This is a genomic window from Bacillus sp. BC05(2025) (genome assembly GCF_056725905.1).
Genome location: NZ_JBWYRA010000004.1, coordinates 432,734 through 450,781, shown reverse-complemented (window position 1 = coordinate 450,781; position 18,048 = coordinate 432,734). Strand labels below are relative to the sequence as shown.

The window sequence follows — 18,048 nt, the reverse complement described above, 5'->3', positions numbered from 1 at the left end:
ACTTACCTTATGTAAGTATAATACAAAAAGTTATATTCGATGTCAATAAAAAATAGCTACTTTTTTTTCGTAAGTTAGTGATTTATTTTGTTTCTTTAAAATTGAGTATAAAGATATTAAGAATTTTTTCATACAAAAGGCTATCTCTATAAATTATAGAGATAGCCTTTTATTACAATTTATTTTTGAAAAACATGTTTCACTTTTTCAGCAGGAATATTACTTCCGCCTCTACCTTTTACATCTTCAATCATCATCGTAATGACCATATCTGGTGAATTTAAATCAAATGCAGCGAACCAACCTAGCTCTTTTCCTTCGGCCTCTTTCGATACTTTTAATTCCGCTGTACCTGTTTTTCCAGCAAGCGTCTTACCATCAATTTTAGCAATTTTTCCAGTACCATCTGGATCATTAATTACTTTCGTCATAGCAGTTTTTAATATATCCTGATTGCCTTTTGAAATTACATTCTCTTTCCAAACTTTTGGTTGCTTATCTGTTTTAATAATATATGGAGAAGGTATGTTTCCATCATTAACAATTGGTGCGTACGTTAATGCTAAATGGAGCGGTGTCATTAAGACTTGTCCTTGTCCATAACCTGTGTCTGCCATTTGAATATCATTTTTAATACCATCATTTGCGATTTTAGAAGCTGGGAATCCATATTCAATTGGTAATTTCTCATCGAATCCGAATTTTTTCGCTTCACTCATAAATTTATCTTTTCCGATTTTCAAAGCTTCTTGTGCAAAATAAATATTATCCGAGTATTTCATTGCCTTATCAAAATCAATCGGATTTGCATCTTTTACACGCGTTACATAATAATTACCCCAAGAAGAATCTTTTGTCCATTTTAATCCTTCAATTTTCAACTCTTCTTTTGGATCGATTGTTTTCGTTTCAAGACCGATTGCAGCTGTAATCGGCTTAAATACAGATCCTGGAACTGATAATTGTGTAAATCGATTCGTCATCGGTTTTTTCGGATCATTATTTACCGCATCACGTTGCGCTTTTGACGCCCCTCTTGTAAGGGTATTTGGGTTATAAGCTGGTGTGCTCACAAGTGCAAGTGTTTCTCCAGTCTTTGGATTAATTGCTGCACTTGAACCTACTTCATTTTTCATTTCATTATAAATTTCGCTTTGAACTGCACTGTCAATCGTTAAAGTTACATTTTCTCCATCAACAGCATCTGTTTTTGCTAAATTTTTAATTTCTTTTCCTTGTGCATCTTCTACGAAGACACGACCACCTTTTTTACCGCGTAACTTTTCTTCCAGTACTTGCTCTAAACCAGCTTTACCTACTGGATCATCTGCTTGATAGCCTTTCTTTTGTAGCGTTTTTAAATCTTCAGCATTCACTTTTCCAATATAGCCAGTAAGATGTGCTGCTTCTTCTCCTAATGGATATGAGCGAACATTTACTGGCTTTGTTGCAACACCCGGTAAATCTATGTACGTATTTTGAGTTGCACCTTCAGGCAATATTCCCATTGGTACAAGGTAATTTGGTTTTACCCATTTAGCTGCTAGTTTTTGATCAATTTCTTCTACAGACATATTTAGCAACTTCGCTACCGTTTCTTTCGTTTGCGGAGCAGCATCACCTAACTGTTCAGGAATCATTCCGATTTCAGAGGCTTTACCATTTACCGCAAGATATTTACCATTACGGTCATATATTTCTCCGCGCTTCGGCTCTGTTGTTTGCATACGCACTTTACTATCTTTCGTCATCCCTGGGAATATAAAATCAGGAGTCCAATCTACTTTCCAAGATTCTTTATCTCCATCTTTTTCTTTCACCATTTTTGCTTCATGACCAAAAGTGATTTTACCGCCAATTGTATCCATACTTACTTTAAAAGGAACAGGGCCTTCATCTTTTTTATCTTCTTTTACTTCCCCTGTTTCTACTTTTAAATCTTTCACTTCAATGCCAGAATAAATTTTTTCATATTTCTCAGTGAATTCTTTCTTTGAAATATCTTTTTTTGCCTTTTCTGATAATTGGTCATACATTTCTGCAAATTTTTGTTTATTCCATGCTTTTGCATATGTATCAAATGCTTGTTGTGGTTTTTCTTCTTTACCACATCCAACTAACATGAATGTTAAGCAAAGAAAAAGAATCCCCCATATCTTTCTCAATCGATTCTCCTCCTCTTTCTATACAAATACTTTAGAAAATATTAGCATTTTTACATGCTCCCTTTCATTATAGCACTATCGAATCTCATCTATAAACCTATATTGATGGATACAAATAAAAAGATTGATGCGAATATTCACATCAACCTCTATTATTATTGTTGCTTTTCATATACATGATAATAGTACGTATACGGATTTTTTTCATCCGTTAATCCTTTTTCAACAAAAGTTTCTTTCCAATTTGTCATATCTATTTCTGGGAAGAATGTATCTCCTTCAAATGCATGATGGATTTTTGTTATATATAACTTGTCTACGTAAGGTAAAAAGAGATCATAAATTTGCGCTCCGCCAAAAATAAAAATCTCTTCTTCATTTTTGCATAGCTCAAACACTTCTTCTACAGAATGTGCTACTTCACACCCTTCAACATGATACCCTTCATTACGAGTTACAATGATATTACGTCTTCCAGGTAGTGGTCTACCAATCGCTTCATAGTTTTTTCTTCCCATAATAAGCGAATGACCCATCGTTGTTTTCTTTACATATTGTAATTCACTCGGTAAACGCCAAGGCAAATTATTATCTTTACCAATTACTCTATTCTCGTCCATTGCGACCATAAATGAAACTATCATCTTTTCATCTCCTCTACAATTACACTGCAACCGGTGCTTTAATTGCTGGGTGTGGATCATATCCTTCAATCGTTAAATCTTCCATTTCAAAATCAAACACAGATTTTACATCTGGATTTAATGTAAGTTTTGGGAATGGACGTGGTTCACGTGCCAATTGCTTTTCTACTTGCTCAAAATGATTCGTATAAATGTGTGCATCTCCAATTGTATGAACAAATTCTCCCACTTCAAGACCACATTCATGCGCAATTAAATGTGTTAGTAGTGAGTAACTCGCAATGTTAAATGGAATTCCAAGGAATATGTCACCACTTCTTTGATATAGCTGACAAGAAAGTTTACCGTCTGCTACATAAAACTGGAATAACGTATGACACGGTGGTAATGCCATACTTGGTACATCTTCAGGATTCCAAGCAGATACAATTAGACGACGTGAGTCTGGTGTTTTTTTAATCGTTTCAATTACATCTTTTAATTGGTCAAGCGTCTCACCAGCTGTCGTTTTCCAGGCACGCCACTGCTTACCGTATACGTCTCCTAAATAACCATATTTATTTGAGAAATCATCATCTTCTAAAACGTTCTTTTTAAACAATTCCATTTGCTCATCGTACTGAACTTTAAATTCCTCATCTTGTTGTGAGCGAAGACCGAAATCAGTCATGTCAGGACCCGTATACTCGTCACTTTCTACCCAACTCTTAAATGCCCATTCATTCCAAATGTTATTATTATGCTGCAATAAATAACGAATATTTGTATCACCTTTCATAAACCAAAGCAGCTCACTTGCTACAAGGCGAAACGGCACTCTCTTTGTCGTTAATAAAGGAAAACCTTGACTTAGATCAAAACGCATTTGATATCCAAATACAGATACAGTACCTGTCCCTGTACGATCTTCTTTTTTCGTACCATGCTCCATTACATGGCGGCATAAATTTAAGTATTCATTTTCAGCATGTTTCATATGTAGTAAAACCTTCTTTCAATCTTATATGCAATTTATCATAACATGAAAAACAGTAAATTTAATAATCTTGATTAATAAATTTATTTCAGTAATTCTTACAAAATTATTAACTTTCCACATTTATAAAGGTTTTTATTTTCTATTACCGAAAGTATAGTGCGGTAGAACAAAATTTATATTTGGAGGTTAGAAGTATGTCTAAAATTGAAACGCCTGTTATGACTTCTCTACAAACAACGGTTGAAAAAATGATGAAGGATTTAAACGTTCCTGGCGCTGCTGTAGCTGTTATAAAAGACGGTGAAGTTATTATTTCAGAAGGTTTCGGCTATCGTAATATAGAGACTAAAGAGCCTGTTACATCGAATACTCGGTTCGCAATTGGTTCCTCAACGAAAGCTTTTGGCACACTTTCATTAAGTTTATTAGCACAGCAAAAAAAGTTTAATTGGGATAATCCTGTCCAGTCTTATATACCTAACTTCTCTTTATCTGATCTACTTGCTAGTTCACAAGTTACCGGGCGAGATTTAGCTTCTCATCGAACCGGTGTAAGCCGCCATGAGGCTCTTTGGTATAGCTCTTCCTTATCTCGAAAAGATCTTGTTGAAAAAATAAAACATTTACCGCTTGATGCACCGTTTCGAACTTCCTTTCTATATAACAACTTAATGTATGCAACAATTAGTTATATTGTAGAAAACATTACGAATCAAACGTGGGAGCAATACGCTACAGAACATATTTTAAAACCTTTAAATATGGATCAAACAAACTTCTCTGTTACAGATTCACAAAATACAGATGATTATGCTTTACCTTACATTGAAATTGAAGGTGAAATAAAAGAAGTTCCATTCCGTAATATTGATACAGTTGGCGCTGCTGGGTGTATTAATTCTACAATTAAAGATATGGCAAATTGGGTCCTTCTTCACTTAAACAAAGGGAAATTTGGAGATCATGAAGTAATCACCTCTGAATTATTACAACAAATGTATACACCACATAATTCCATTCCAGATCAACCAGTTTTATCGCTTCCTGAATCTCCATTAAATAGTTACGGCCTTGGTTGGTTTATTAGCGCTTATCGTGGTAATAAGGTAATTCATCATGGCGGTAATATTGATGGGTTTTCAGCACTTGTTTCATTCATACCAACAGAAAACATAGGCCTTGTCATTTTAACGAATGCTGGAGGCACACTACTTCCTACTTATCTCGCTAATCAAATTTATGACGAACTACTTGAATTAGAATGCATTGATTGGCATAAACGTGCTGTAGAAGATACTGAAAAAATGAAGGAAATGATGAAAGAAGCAACCGAATCCATTCCTGAACAAACGAAAGGGACTACACCTTCTCACAAGTTAGACGATTATACTGGTACTTTCGAACATCCTGCATACGGAAGATTACAAGTATACAAACGAGATAATTCGTTATATGTACAATTTATGGAGATGGACATTCAATTAGCGCATCATCATTACGACATCTTCTCTGCAAAAGTTGATTTATTCCAAATGAAAATGAGTTTATTATTCGCTTATGAAATGAATGTGAGTGGTGAATTCCCATCGATTCAATTACATGTACCTGCAATGCTAAGTACTCAACCTCTTGTATTTACGAAAATTAAATAAATATTTTAATAGAGAGAACCCCAAAAATTAGACATGCATATTTCATATAAAAAGTCGAGCTTCTATAAATAAGAAACTCGACTTTTTTTATCTGTATATTCATAGACGCCTTCATCATTTTTACACATTTTTCCCATAAGTATTTCCCCACATATTGTTAGGTTTTGTATAGATACATAATATGAACATAAATGTGAGATTTTTTATTTGAGTAAAAAATGTGAAAATGTATTTATTTTTCCACTTATTGTTCATAAAAGTTATCTCATTAATTATTTACAAATAATAACAGACAAGTTCCGATTGAAAATCATAGTTTATTTTGGCAAATTTCGATACAAACCCTTTTCAATACGCGATAAAATAAAACTATTAGATCAAGAGAGGAGAAAAACGTAAATGAATCAAAAATGGTATTTATCCACTTGGATCATTGCAGCATGTTTTACGTTTTCTATTTTAATTATCCCATTCATCATCGGGGTAATCTTGCTTATTAAACAAACCCAGGAGAATAAAAAGAACAAAGTCCAGTGGGAAAACAGTGGATTTGGTGATGCGATTTCACTTCGTGAGCAGAAAGAAAAGCTTGCTCATGATATTGAAAAACAGGAAGCAGACATTTATAAACAATTGCAGAAAAAATTATCGATACAAGAAGAAATAACAGCTATCGAAAAACAAAAAGAGGAAGCAAAGGCAGAATTAATAGAGTTTCAAGATGAAGTATTATTGCAATCATTCGGATTTTATGAACCTAAATATGATTTTACAACCAGTGAACAATATAAGGTTCGATTAGATCAAATTCGTAAACAGCAAAAGGAAATGGTAAAAAATAAAGTTGCTACCTTCCACTCTGAAACTTGGACCGTTGATGGGAGTAAGTCTAAAGGGAACGCTTTAAATAACAGCAACATTAAAATCACACTAAATAGTTTTAATAATGAATGTGATTTCGCAATAAGTAAAGTTACATTTAACAATATGGAAAGTATGGAAAAAAGAATACATCGTGCCTTTGACAATCTAAATAAAGCCAATAAGCATAATAAAATTGAAATTCGTTATGATTACTTGAACTTAAAGTTAGAAGAACTTCACCTCGCCTATGAGTTTGCACAAAAGAAAGAAGAAGAAAAAGATGAACAACGACGCATCAAAGAGCAAATGCGTGAAGAAGAACGTGTAAAACGTGAAATCGAAAAAGAAAAACAAAAAATTGAAAAAGAAGAAAAACACTTTAAGCAAGAAATTCAAAATTTACAAATGCGATTCTTATCTGCTCAGCAAGATGAACGTACTGCATTGGAAGAAAAAATTAAAGAACTGGAAGAAAAACTGGTTCTTGTGGAAAAAGATAAAGAACAAGTATATAACCGTGAACAAAACACACGCGCTGGTTACGTATATATTATTAGCAACATTGGTAGCTTTGGAGAAGACGTTTATAAGATAGGTATGACACGCCGTTTAGAACCAACAGATCGTGTTAAGGAGCTTGGTGATGCCTCTGTTCCGTTTACATTTGATGTACATGCAATGATATTTAGTGAAGATGCACCGACTCTTGAAAAAACATTACACGATACATTCCAGCAGAAAAGTGTGAATAAAGTAAACTATCGTAAAGAATTTTTCAATGTTTCATTATCAGAAATCGAAGAAGTTATAAAACGAAATCATAACAAAACAGTTGAATTCACAAAAATAGCAGAGGCTAAAGAATACCGCGAAACACTACAGCAAAATAAAATATTAAAGAAACATGTAGTAACAAGCGCATAAAATATAAAAGAGGCTATGTTTACTTGAACGTTTTCATTAAACGATAGAATTTCACTCGACTAGGAGCGAACATCCCTTTATTCCTTCCTACTTCACATCATTCAATTACAGCTAAAGAAATGTTCGAGGGTGGTAGTGGTATACAACGATATATACAAGAAGATGTAGATTTAAAGTTAGCATTACAACTGCTTCAAAACGACGAATGGTAAAAAATAAAGTGAAACTTTAATCAGTGGGGGCTTTCTTCATCCCCACTGATTATCAGCCCTCACCAATCGGACTTTTATGGGCAGCCCGACCCCAACCTAACTTCTTTGCTTTCGCTAAATTTTGAGGTGGGGGTCTTACTGCCCATTAAAGCGGGATAAAGGTAGATGTGAATCACACCTACCTTTTCTATTTCATATCAATCTTTTCTGGTTGAAACCAAATTGGCTTTAATAACTCAAAATTTTTATGATCCTCTAATACGATAGTAAGGCGTTCTAACGTATCATCTAACATATGTGGTGCTGCTCGTAATGACCAGACAACTGAAGAGAAAACTGTCATGCCAACGTAAACTGCATATAATTTCCAGAATCCCTCTGGTATTCGCCCATTAAAGTATCCTTTTATTTGTCCGATTGAATACGGAATACTAATGTCCCTTGCAAATAGTGCAATTTTCACGAAATCATGAAGCGGATCGCCCCAGTCGTAGCCATTAAAATCAACAACACCTACATATTTCCCATCACGTACAATTATATTTTCTAAATGAAAATCATCGTGTTGAAATCGATTTGGGCGATTCTTTAAATATATTTCATTTTCATCTATAAATTTAATGATTTTATCATCATTTTTTATTTTTATTCCGCACGTTTTATATGCCTCTACATATTTTTGATGTTTTTTCATTGCTCTTTCATACCATGGAAGTATATCCTTAGGAGCTTCATATGTATGCATTTTCGCTAAATCTTTTCCTGCCTCTATACCAATTTCATATTGTTCTTTTGGTGAATGCGTAGGCAATAGCTTCTTTGCATCTTCCCCTTCTAAATATGAAAAAATACCATAACATAAACCTTCTTCTGCTAATAAACCCATTTCAATTGGTTTTTGAGCTTGTACACTACGTTTTTGCATTTCATTTAAAATTTGAAACTCTATTTTCTTTCTTTCATACTCTTTTATATCGCCTGTCCGTAATAAATATTTTTCATTATTCGCTTTCGTAATGATATATTTCTTATCCGGTGAGAAACCTTTAGAAATTTCTTCAATATTAACTGCATCTTTTACTATTTGTATATTGTTTTGCCATGCTGTAATTGTTTTCATGTATATTCCCCCTTACATTTCTATATTTGGTGTATACGCTATCCAAAATTCAATATGATGAATGCCTGCTCGAAGTTTATTCATATTAAGAATACGCCCCTTGTACTACTTGCACAATTTCCATCGGTGTATTGACCATATAATCTGGTGCATCTTTTTTCACTGTTTCAATAACATCATATCCCCAAGATACCCATATTACATTGACCCCAGCCTTTTTACACGCTGCTACGTCTCGCTGTTCGTCACCGACGTATAACATATCTTTCTCAGTTATTTTTTTCGATTTTAAAAATCTTTTTATCATTTTATCTTTACCGAACAAATTTTTAGAACAATATACTTCTTGTATATTTTCTATATCATTATTGTGTAAAAATGCCCGAATATGCTCTTCTGAGTTCGATGATATGACTGCAATTCCGTAGCCTTTTTTATGTAACTCATCTAATACATCCTTCATCCCATGGAACAAAATAAGATCTTTTATGGCAGGTTGATACAATTTATAAAACTCTAGTGCTAATATCGGTAGTTTATACAATGGTATATCGAGTTGTTTACATCTCTCTGGCATCGTTAATTTACGTAAATACTCAATTTCTTCTTCCCTTACCATTTTATATCCGTGCTTTTCAGCAATTTGATTATAAATTGGTACAAATATATTTTGTGAATCTACTAATGTGCCATCAAAGTCAAAAACAATATATTTTTGCATTCCCATACTCCCTTTTCTTCTTTTTTCTAAACCTATCTTATTCAACACCGTAGTTGTCTTACCCTTCTATACACATAAAAAAAGAACAAGATTTTCTCTTGTTCTTTTTAAGAAAGCCACTTTGGTGGTACATTCGTATTCCAATAAATATTCCCTAACTCATAGTGTCCAGAGTACCCATCATCAAAACGGTGATAGTGGAAATTAAAATAGTAACCATCTTGCGGTGGATGATCTCTCCTTACATGAAATCGCAATAAGTCATTTCCTGATTTCGTGTCATAAACGTGAAAGATTTTTTCATTATTCCCACCAGCTGGTTTTTGGGAAATCGCTAATGATTGTAGTGAATCTTCTGGTACATCATTGGCAAGCTCAGCAATTGCCTCTTCAATTTTCGGTAATATTACATCTTTAAATTCATCTTCAATTACTGGACCAATTTTAGTCCCAAACTTTTGCATCGACTGCTTCTCTGCTTCTTGCATTGCATACGTAATAAAAGTATCGGTGGTTAACCTGTCATTCGTTTCTTCATATGTATAGGACGTACTCTCCAAATTTTGTTGCCCAGCTGTGCTCGTAGGCTTGTCCGCAGCTTTGGCATTATCAAGCAATATGGAAGGAGGCGTCACTAAACCAAATGTAAATACGGTAATTAAGGCGACTAAGGTTTTTCTAAACCAATTTGGCATGTATGTTCCCTCCCCTTTCACTCATTATATTTTATATAACAGTTGTTTCTTCTATTATACAAAATGATTGTAATTTTTGCACTTTACAATTTTGTTAACGTTCACATATTTTTCACTTGAATATGAAATTGTAAGATTTCATACAATAAAATACAACAACAATGAGGAGGCGATCATATGTCTTTAGATGTCATGTATTCCGCCGCAAGCATACTCGTTTTAGCATACTTTCTTTATCAATGTGTGACAGATTAGAAAAAGAGCCATTTTCCGGCTCTTTTTTTATGGTAAAAATACAACCCAACCAATCCATACTATAAAAATAATCCCGGCAATTGCAGCTGGTACTAAATAAAAATGAGAAAGGATAACCAACCCATATAAAAGGATTACTGGAAGTAATAAATATCGATCTGCCTTCCATCTTAACAATAGTAATCTTCCTTCATCACAATATAAATGAAGAAACATTTTTTTCGTAAATTCATTCCAATAGTCGCGCGCATAACGGGAAATTGCAACTAAAGCAAATGCAAGAATAATAGCGGCAATCCACTTCGGACTCATAATAATACTTACAGTACTTATACATACAATTTGAATATAAAATATTCGTGCACTACTTGTACGGAAAAATTCTTTTAAAAAGGATTCAACAATACGAGAATCCTTTTTCTTCCCTAAAAACTTTTTAGAACGTGGAAACATCCACGCCTTTTTATTCGAACTACTCGGTTTAGCCGTATGACCACCAACTTGCATAATCCCACTCGTCCAGCGCATACTTTCTTCTTTTTCTTTCTCAATTTCTTTAAAAAAGTAATTTTTATAATTTAATTTTTCTGTTATCAATACGATAATTAGAAAAACTGCTAGACCTATACTTAGTATAGAATAAAATGGATTTTTATAAATAAGAAACAAACTCAATCCGAAAAAGGATAGACTTATAGAAAATATTACATTTTTTGTAATCCATAGTAGCCATCGTTTCCCCACACGTACATGAATAAATCTCGTTAATAACGACATCAGAAATCGAAATACAGTAAAGAATAGCCAAAATAATACGACTTGTATCTTCGTCACTCCAATACTTTTCATCAACACTGGTAACATCGCAACAACAACTACTACATTCGTTATTGCTATTCGAATAAACGTATATGTCATGCCATACTGGATTAATTTTTGCATGTGAGCGGGATACGAAATTAAAAATAAACTATCCGCTTGCTCAAAAAATGAGCGAACTCCTCTTCCATATGTAATCACATAAAATGCGAGTAGACCTAATCCGAAATAAATAGTCTCTCCCATCGATAATTCTTCCGTCCATAGTGAACGATAATAAATCCCCATAAATATAAATGCTGGAATAATAATATATAGTGCAACTGTCCAATCCGTTATAGAACGTATGGACTTCCATTTGCGGCCCAGTTCATGGCGCAATCTTTTATAAAATTGTTGTTTAATCATGTTGTTCACGCCTTACAATTACATCAAAACAGTCTAATAATGAACTCCCTGGCATTTCTGCTAACGTTTGGATTGCTTCTAAATGTCCATCTGCAACTAATGTACCTTGTGAAATGAGTAAAAATCTTTCACAAATTCTTTCAGCTGTGTCTAATACGTGCGTACAAAGTAATATACCCGCGCCACGTTCTTTTTCTTTATATAAATAACTTAAAAATTCTTTCGTAGCTACTGGATCTAAACCGATAAAAGGTTCATCAATGATATAAAAATCTGGTTCAGTTAAAAACGCCAAAATGAGCATTGATTTTTGTTTCATCCCTTTTGAAAAATTTGATAAATACTCATGTTTATGCTTATCCATTCGAAACATATGTAATAACTCTTCCGCTTTCCTTTCCCAGCTCCCTACTTCGTTCCCTCGAGCAGCCATTAATAATTCAATATGTTCCCAGAGCGTCAAATAATCATAATAAGTTGGATGTTCGGGCACGTATGCATATGGATTTTTCTTTTCACCAAATGATATTTCACCATTCACATTTACAAGTAACCCAAGCATCGTTTTAATCGTTGTACTTTTCCCGGCACCATTTGCGCCTATAAGAGCAACTAATTCGCCTTGCTCAATCGAAAAGGCAATATCATGAATTGTTTTTTCACCTATTTCATATCCAGCAGAACGGATATTTACTTCTAACATACATTCCCCTTCTTTCCATTTCCAATACAAACTAGGAAAAGAATAACATATAACTATCTATATATCATTATAAAATATTTATTTTCATAGCAGGAATACATATTTTTTAACAGAATACTTAATGTTTGATTACATTTAATTGGAGTGGATAATATGTCTTTTCAAATTCGTGAAGCTACGATAGACGATATAGATGCACTTTGCTCTTTAACAACAGAACTAAAAGGTTCCTCTATTTCGTATGAAGAAATGAACAATCGATTACAATTCGTACAAATGAGTCCTTTTGATTTTCTATATGTTTATGAAGAAGAGGACACTATATTTGGATTGCTTGGGTTTCGTATACGTGAAAATTTAGAAGATGTAACTCGGTACGGGGAAATTTCAATTATTAGCGTTGATTCTACAATACGACGGAAAGGCATTGGGCAAGTATTAATGGATTACGCAGAGCAATTAGCAAAGAAACATAATTGTATCGGCACATGGCTAGTTAGTGGAACAAAAAGGTTAGAAGCACATCCTTTTTACAAAAAATTAGGATATGAAGTGAATGGATATCGATTTGTGAAACACTTTTAAACTACTTATAAATGGAAAGGACTAAAACTATGACAAACATCGAAGCTATTTTTATTGATCGTGATGGCACAATTGGTGGTGACACTACAATACATTATCCGGGATCTTTTACATTATTTCCGTTTACAAAAGCAGCTTTGCAAAAACTAAAAGCTCAAAATATAAAAATTTTCTCTTTCACAAATCAACCAGGTATCGCAGACGGGATAGCAACTGTTGCTGATTTCGCACAAGAATTAAAAGGTTTCGGCTTTGATGATATATACGTATGTCCTCACAAACACGGTGATGGTTGTGAATGTCGTAAACCAAGTACAGGTATGCTGCTACAAGCAGCTGAAAAACACGGGCTTGATTTAACAAAATGCGCTGTAATTGGTGATCGCTGGACCGACATCGTTGCAGGAGCAACAGTGCATGCGATAACGATATTGGTGCGCACAGGCGCTGGATACGATGCTTTACATACGTACCGAGACAAATGGGCACATATTGAACCAAACTACATTGCAGAAAACTTTGAAGATGCTACAAATTGGGTTTTAAATCAACTATAATCATATAAAAAGAGACGTTTTCACAATGAAAACGTCTCTTTTTATATAACTTTTTTAAAACGTTAATTCATAATGGAAATAACGATTATCTCTCAAATAACCATTTTCAGCATATAATCGCTGCGCTGATAAATTATCAATCTCTGTTTGTAATTTTACACCTTTTGCACCATGTTCTAAGGCAAATTCTTTAGCAGCTTCTAATAATTTTTTTCCTGTTCCTGCCCCGCGCTTAGTAGCTTGTACAAATAAATCATTTAAAATCCATAATTCTTTCATCGAAATAGAAGAAAATGATGGATATAATTGTGTGAATCCAATATATTCCCCGTCTTCAACTGCCACGAAAATAACCGATTCTTTTTTCTCGATTCGATTTCGTAAAAATACTTTTGCTCCTTCTAAATCGGAATCTTGTCTATAAAACATACGATAGTTATTGAAAACTGATGCTAGTCCATCTAAATCCGCAATTGTTGCCTCATATATTCTCATTTTACTCCATTCCCCTTCCAATACTGTTTCATTATATCCGTTGCCCATTTAGGCTGTGCGATTTCTTCTTTCGGCATAAACTCTTTCATTATCGGCTTTATATCCAATATAGGGGTACCATCAATAGCATCTAACCCCTCAACAATAATTGATTTACCTTCTCTTTTGATTACCTTTACAATGGTTGCTCCTATACGATTCGGACGATTTTTTCCGCGCTGTGCAAAAATACCTACTTTAGGATAATCATGATTATTTCTAGGATATCTAGCAAAATATTGAATTTGTTCATCAGTTACTTTATGAAAATAAAAAACAACTTCAATATGAGAAAAATCTTCAATCCCTTGTATACTTTCTTCTGTATACATTTCAGTTAAAGTAATATAGGATTTTACTTCTCCCCACTCATCATCTTTTATTTCCTTTCTTTCATTATGTACAAATGCGATTGGCTGAACTGAAAACATACGCATTCCCCCTTAAATGTAACCACTTACATTATAAAATATTTTCTGAATGTTTTCCACACACACGAACTAGGTTACATAATATAATTATACTCTATTTCGTAAAGCGAAATTAACTGCCTCAACTGCATGTATATGAGTTGTATCGAATATCGGAATGGATACGTCTTCCTGCTTAACTAATAAACCTATTTCTGTACAACCTAATATGATTCCTTGTGCCCCTTCTTGTACTAGATCTTCTATAACTTTTTTATAATACTCTCTAGATTGAGATGTTATCTTTCCTAAACATAGTTCTGTATATATTACTTCATTTATCTTTTCTCTATCCTTTTTTGATGGAACCATTACATTTATATGATTTTCTTCTATGCGTAACTTATAGAAATCTTGCTCCATTGTATATTTAGTTCCAAGTAAACCAACCGTTTGAATATCTTTCCTTTTCATTTCTTTCGCTGTTGCATCAGCGATATGTAAAACTGGGATATGAATATTCTCCTTTATTTTCTCAACTACTTTATGCATTGTATTTGTACAAATAATTATAAAATCTGCTCCTGCACTCTGTAACGAATATGCTGCATTCCCTAATATTTCTCCTGCTCCATCCCAATCTCCATTAGACTGGAATCGTTCAATCTCTTCAAAGTCCACACTATTAAGGATACATTTTGCTGAATGTAATCCTCCTAATCTCTTTTTTATTTCTTCATTTATAATTCGATAATATTCAATAGTCGATTCCCAACTCATACCACCAATTAAACCTATTGTTTTCATAAAATCCACACCTACCTCACACTATTTTTACAACCTGATTCAAACATTTTATTATGTATATTATACACAATAAAACAAGACTTTACGTTCAAAATATAAAGTCTTGTTTTAACTATTTCCAAGGAAATTTTATGAGAATATTCTGAAATTAATTATCTAATGTTTTTATAGAATCTCCATATTGATAATGAAAACATTCTCGATACAACTGTTTAATTTCGTCATATGATGGCACACGTGGGTTATTTGCTGGACTTCCACTTTCAATTGCATCTGCTGCCATTTTAGAAACAGCTTTTTCAAATTCAACCTCACCAATTCCGTATTCTTTTAAATTTGGAATACGAAGATCAAAGCAAAGTTTTTTTATTTCCCTGAGCGTGTAATCGGCTACTTCTCCATCACAATAAGAATACATATCTTTATTTAAACAACGTCCAATTTCCGCTAGTCTTTTTACTGCACTCACTTTTGTATATTCTAAAACTGTAGGTAATAGTATTGCATTCGATATACCATGTGGTACATGAAATAACGCCCCTACTGGTCTTGACATGCCATGAACTAATGTAACAGATGCATTTGAAAATGCAATTCCAGCTTGTAAGGACGCTATCATCATCGCTTCTCTTGCTTCCATATTCTCTCCATCTTCATATACAATACGTAAATATTTCATAATACTTTCAATTGCGGAAAGAGCTAATACATCTGTAAGTGGTTGTGAAACTTTAGAAATATATGCTTCGACTGCGTGACATAAAGCATCTATCCCTGTTGCTGCTGTTATATGAGGTGGTACCGAACATGTTAAAATTGGATCAATAATCGCTACTTGCGGGGTAAAACTCGGATGCTTCATCATCATTTTTACATCTGTTCGTTTATTCGTAATTACCGCTACACTTGTTACTTCCGATCCAGTACCAGAAGTTGTCGGAATTGCAATAAGTGGTAGCGGATCATTTTCTATTTCCATATCTTTTTGGACATAATCTTCCACGTCTCCGCCATTTGTATATAATACCGCAACTGCTTTCGCTGCATCAATACAACTTCCACCACCAATACCAATAATAAAATCACACTTTTCTTCTTTACTAAGAGTTAACGCTTCTAACACGTGTATATTTGTAGGCTCAGCATTTACTTTATTATATATAATAACAGTAATACCTTTCGTATTTAGTTGTTGTATACAACTCTCAACATATCCTAAATTCTCCATAATTGTATCCGTAACTATAAACGCTCTTTTCCCCAACTTCTTAGATTGTTCCCCCAGTTTTTCAAGCGAATTTCTTCCATATAATACAGACTTCGGCATACGAAACTCAGCAACTTCTTGCAAGTACTCCACCCCTTCTTCCCCTAATTAATATTTTAGTTCATAACATATCGACTTAATAAATTCCTGTTACGGTATAGAATGTAATAACTAAAAACACAGCAACCGTTTTCAAAACAGTAATTGCAAAAATATCTTTATATGACTGTTTATGTGTTAAACCTGTTACGGTAAGAATAGTAATAATAGCCCCGTTATGTGGTAATGTATCCATTCCTCCTGATGCCATTGACACGATACGATGCATTACTTCTAACGGAATATCGAATTGATTGGCCGCTGCAATAAACTTATCTCCCATTGCACTTAAAACAATTCCCATTCCTCCTGATGCAGAGCCTGTAATACCGGCTAAAATATTTGTCGTTACTGCTCCATTCACTAGAGGGTTTGTGAATGTGGCAGAAATACCATCTCTCATAATTGCGAAGCCTGGAAGTGCTGCGATGACACCACCGAATCCAAATTCAGCTCCTGTATTCATCGTTGCCAGTAGCGCCCCACCGATACTTGTATTCAATCCAGCTTGAAATCCTGTTACTACTCGCTTCCAATATAATAATAACGTTGTTACTATACCTATAATAAGTGCCAATTCTACTGACCAGATTCCAACTACTGCACTTAATTCTACTTTTCCAAATGCTTTCATACCAATTGCAGAAAAATCAAAACCATTCGGATACCACTTCGGTATCATAATAGTAAAAACTTTATTCATTACACCTACTAAAATAAGTGGTACAAAAGCAATTACTTGCTGTGCTCTTGTAATTTCAATATTTTTAACCAACGGCATATCTTTTTGTTCTGCTTGTAAAGAAGCTGCCATTTCAATATTCCCATCGTTAAAACCAAAATACCCTTCTCCAGCTGCTTTCGCCTTCTTCCGTCTACTCTCTAAATATAGTAACCCTAACGTAAGTACAAAAATTGCCCCTACAATACCAAGTATCGGCGCAGCATAAATGTCTGTTTTAAAAAACGTCGTAGGTATTACGTTTTGAATTTGTGGTGATCCAGGTAGCGCATCCATCGTAAACGTAACCGCTCCAAGAACGATTGTTCCAGGGATTAAACGTTTTGGAATATTCGCTTGTCGAAACAACTTAGCTGCGAACGGATATACAGCAAACACTACTACATACACACTAACACCACTATACGTTAAGATAGCACCCATTAATACAATCGCTAATATTGTACGTTTTTCACCAACTAACTCTATAATTGTCTTTGCAATCGAATCCGCAATTCCTGACATTTCTACTACTTTCCCAAATATTGCCCCAAGTAAAAATACAGGAAAATATAGTTTAATAAAACCTACCATTTTCTCCATAAAAATATTCGAAAAGAAAGGTAATACAAAACTAGGCTCTGTCAAAAATACTGCAAATAATGCAAATATCGGTGCAAATAAAATAACAGAAAACCCTCTATAAGCTACAAACATTAATAAACTAAGTGCTAATAATATAATAACTAGCTCCAATTATACCCCCTCCTTTAAACTGAAAATTCTAAATTTTATTGATAAAATTCTTCTAATCTTTTATTTCTGACATCCCTCCTCTAATTCATACAAATTTTTCATGCTAAAAATGTCTAATTATAACTATTCGATTACATATGAAAAATCCCTT

17 protein-coding genes and 1 pseudogene are annotated in these 18,048 nt (G+C 33.8%); 5 read left to right on the top strand and 13 right to left on the bottom strand.

Going from position 1 to position 18,048, the window contains the following annotated elements:
- Nucleotides 1–179: 179 nt before the first annotated feature.
- The 3 genes from pbpC to ACZ76X_RS16460 all read right to left on the bottom strand — a co-directional run bounded on the left by pbpC (nt 180) and on the right by ACZ76X_RS16460 (nt 3,785).
- Nucleotides 180–2,165 carry a penicillin-binding protein 3 gene (gene pbpC / locus ACZ76X_RS16470; protein WP_479851031.1) on the bottom strand — a complete coding sequence of 662 codons (1,986 nt, stop codon included), beginning with the start codon at nt 2,163–2,165 and terminating at the stop codon, nt 180–182.
- 155 nt (nt 2,166–2,320) lie between these two features.
- On the bottom strand, nt 2,321–2,809 hold the full coding sequence (locus ACZ76X_RS16465) for a dihydrofolate reductase (RefSeq protein WP_098670196.1): 489 nt from the start codon (nt 2,807–2,809) through the stop codon (nt 2,321–2,323).
- 19 nt (nt 2,810–2,828) lie between these two features.
- Complete coding sequence (locus tag ACZ76X_RS16460) at nt 2,829–3,785, bottom strand: thymidylate synthase (protein WP_479851030.1); 957 nt, start codon at nt 3,783–3,785, stop codon at nt 2,829–2,831.
- Between the two features lie 197 nt (nt 3,786–3,982).
- Here ACZ76X_RS16460 and ACZ76X_RS16455 point away from each other — a divergent pair, with 197 nt between their 5' ends.
- The 3 genes and pseudogenes from ACZ76X_RS16455 to ACZ76X_RS16445 all read left to right on the top strand — a co-directional run.
- Nucleotides 3,983–5,440: a serine hydrolase gene (locus ACZ76X_RS16455; protein WP_479851029.1), complete on the top strand. Its 1,458-nt coding sequence runs from the start codon at nt 3,983–3,985 to the stop codon at nt 5,438–5,440.
- A 399-nt stretch (nt 5,441–5,839) separates the two neighbouring features.
- Nucleotides 5,840–7,228 (top strand): SNIPE associated domain-containing protein, encoded by a 1,389-nt coding sequence (locus ACZ76X_RS16450; protein WP_479851028.1) that lies wholly within the window; start codon nt 5,840–5,842, stop codon nt 7,226–7,228.
- A 77-nt stretch (nt 7,229–7,305) separates the two neighbouring features.
- A pseudogene (locus ACZ76X_RS16445) lies at nt 7,306–7,440 on the top strand (S41 family peptidase); the annotation flags it as partial.
- 187 nt (nt 7,441–7,627) lie between these two features.
- Here the strand turns inward: ACZ76X_RS16445 and ACZ76X_RS16440 are convergent.
- The 5 genes from ACZ76X_RS16440 to ACZ76X_RS16420 all read right to left on the bottom strand — a co-directional run bounded on the left by ACZ76X_RS16440 (nt 7,628) and on the right by ACZ76X_RS16420 (nt 12,161).
- Nucleotides 7,628–8,560 (bottom strand): aminoglycoside phosphotransferase family protein, encoded by a 933-nt coding sequence (locus ACZ76X_RS16440; protein WP_479851027.1) that lies wholly within the window; start codon nt 8,558–8,560, stop codon nt 7,628–7,630.
- An 85-nt stretch (nt 8,561–8,645) separates the two neighbouring features.
- Nucleotides 8,646–9,281, bottom strand: a complete 636-nt coding sequence (locus ACZ76X_RS16435; protein ID WP_479851026.1) for an HAD family hydrolase — start codon at nt 9,279–9,281, stop codon at nt 8,646–8,648.
- Between the two features lie 107 nt (nt 9,282–9,388).
- The gene (locus tag ACZ76X_RS16430; RefSeq protein ID WP_098520439.1) at nt 9,389–9,976 is read right to left on the bottom strand and encodes a YpjP family protein; all 588 of its coding nucleotides are present in this window, start codon (nt 9,974–9,976) and stop codon (nt 9,389–9,391) included.
- A 282-nt stretch (nt 9,977–10,258) separates the two neighbouring features.
- Entirely contained in the window at nt 10,259–11,458 is a 1,200-nt protein-coding gene (locus ACZ76X_RS16425; protein WP_479851025.1) for an ABC transporter permease, read from the bottom strand.
- The gene (locus tag ACZ76X_RS16420) at nt 11,451–12,161 is read right to left on the bottom strand and encodes an ABC transporter ATP-binding protein (RefSeq protein ID WP_479851024.1); all 711 of its coding nucleotides are present in this window, start codon (nt 12,159–12,161) and stop codon (nt 11,451–11,453) included. Before ACZ76X_RS16420 ends, ACZ76X_RS16425 begins: the two co-directional genes overlap by 8 nt.
- 153 nt (nt 12,162–12,314) lie before the next feature.
- On the opposite strand from ACZ76X_RS16420, the gene ACZ76X_RS16415 reads away from it, so the two are divergent.
- Nucleotides 12,315–12,746 carry a GNAT family N-acetyltransferase gene (locus tag ACZ76X_RS16415; RefSeq protein WP_479851023.1) on the top strand — a complete coding sequence of 144 codons (432 nt, stop codon included), beginning with the start codon at nt 12,315–12,317 and terminating at the stop codon, nt 12,744–12,746.
- A 29-nt stretch (nt 12,747–12,775) separates the two neighbouring features.
- Nucleotides 12,776–13,303 carry an HAD-IIIA family hydrolase gene (locus ACZ76X_RS16410; RefSeq protein ID WP_479851022.1) on the top strand — a complete coding sequence of 176 codons (528 nt, stop codon included), beginning with the start codon at nt 12,776–12,778 and terminating at the stop codon, nt 13,301–13,303.
- A 54-nt stretch (nt 13,304–13,357) separates the two neighbouring features.
- On the opposite strand, the gene ACZ76X_RS16405 is transcribed toward ACZ76X_RS16410, so the two are convergent.
- From ACZ76X_RS16405 to ACZ76X_RS16385, 5 genes are all read right to left on the bottom strand, one after another.
- Entirely contained in the window at nt 13,358–13,798 is a 441-nt protein-coding gene (locus ACZ76X_RS16405; RefSeq protein ID WP_479851021.1) for an N-acetyltransferase family protein, read from the bottom strand.
- Nucleotides 13,795–14,268, bottom strand: a complete 474-nt coding sequence (locus ACZ76X_RS16400) for an SAM-dependent methyltransferase (protein ID WP_098670185.1) — start codon at nt 14,266–14,268, stop codon at nt 13,795–13,797. The genes ACZ76X_RS16405 and ACZ76X_RS16400 overlap by 4 nt, the downstream gene beginning before the upstream one ends.
- A gap of 87 nt (nt 14,269–14,355) precedes the next feature.
- Nucleotides 14,356–15,054 (bottom strand): aspartate/glutamate racemase family protein, encoded by a 699-nt coding sequence (locus ACZ76X_RS16395; RefSeq protein ID WP_479851020.1) that lies wholly within the window; start codon nt 15,052–15,054, stop codon nt 14,356–14,358.
- Nucleotides 15,055–15,202: 148 nt separating this feature from the next.
- Entirely contained in the window at nt 15,203–16,405 is a 1,203-nt protein-coding gene (locus ACZ76X_RS16390; RefSeq protein WP_479851173.1) for an iron-containing alcohol dehydrogenase, read from the bottom strand.
- A 52-nt stretch (nt 16,406–16,457) separates the two neighbouring features.
- The gene (locus tag ACZ76X_RS16385; protein ID WP_479851019.1) at nt 16,458–17,897 is read right to left on the bottom strand and encodes a GntP family permease; all 1,440 of its coding nucleotides are present in this window, start codon (nt 17,895–17,897) and stop codon (nt 16,458–16,460) included.
- Nucleotides 17,898–18,048 lie beyond the last annotated feature (151 nt).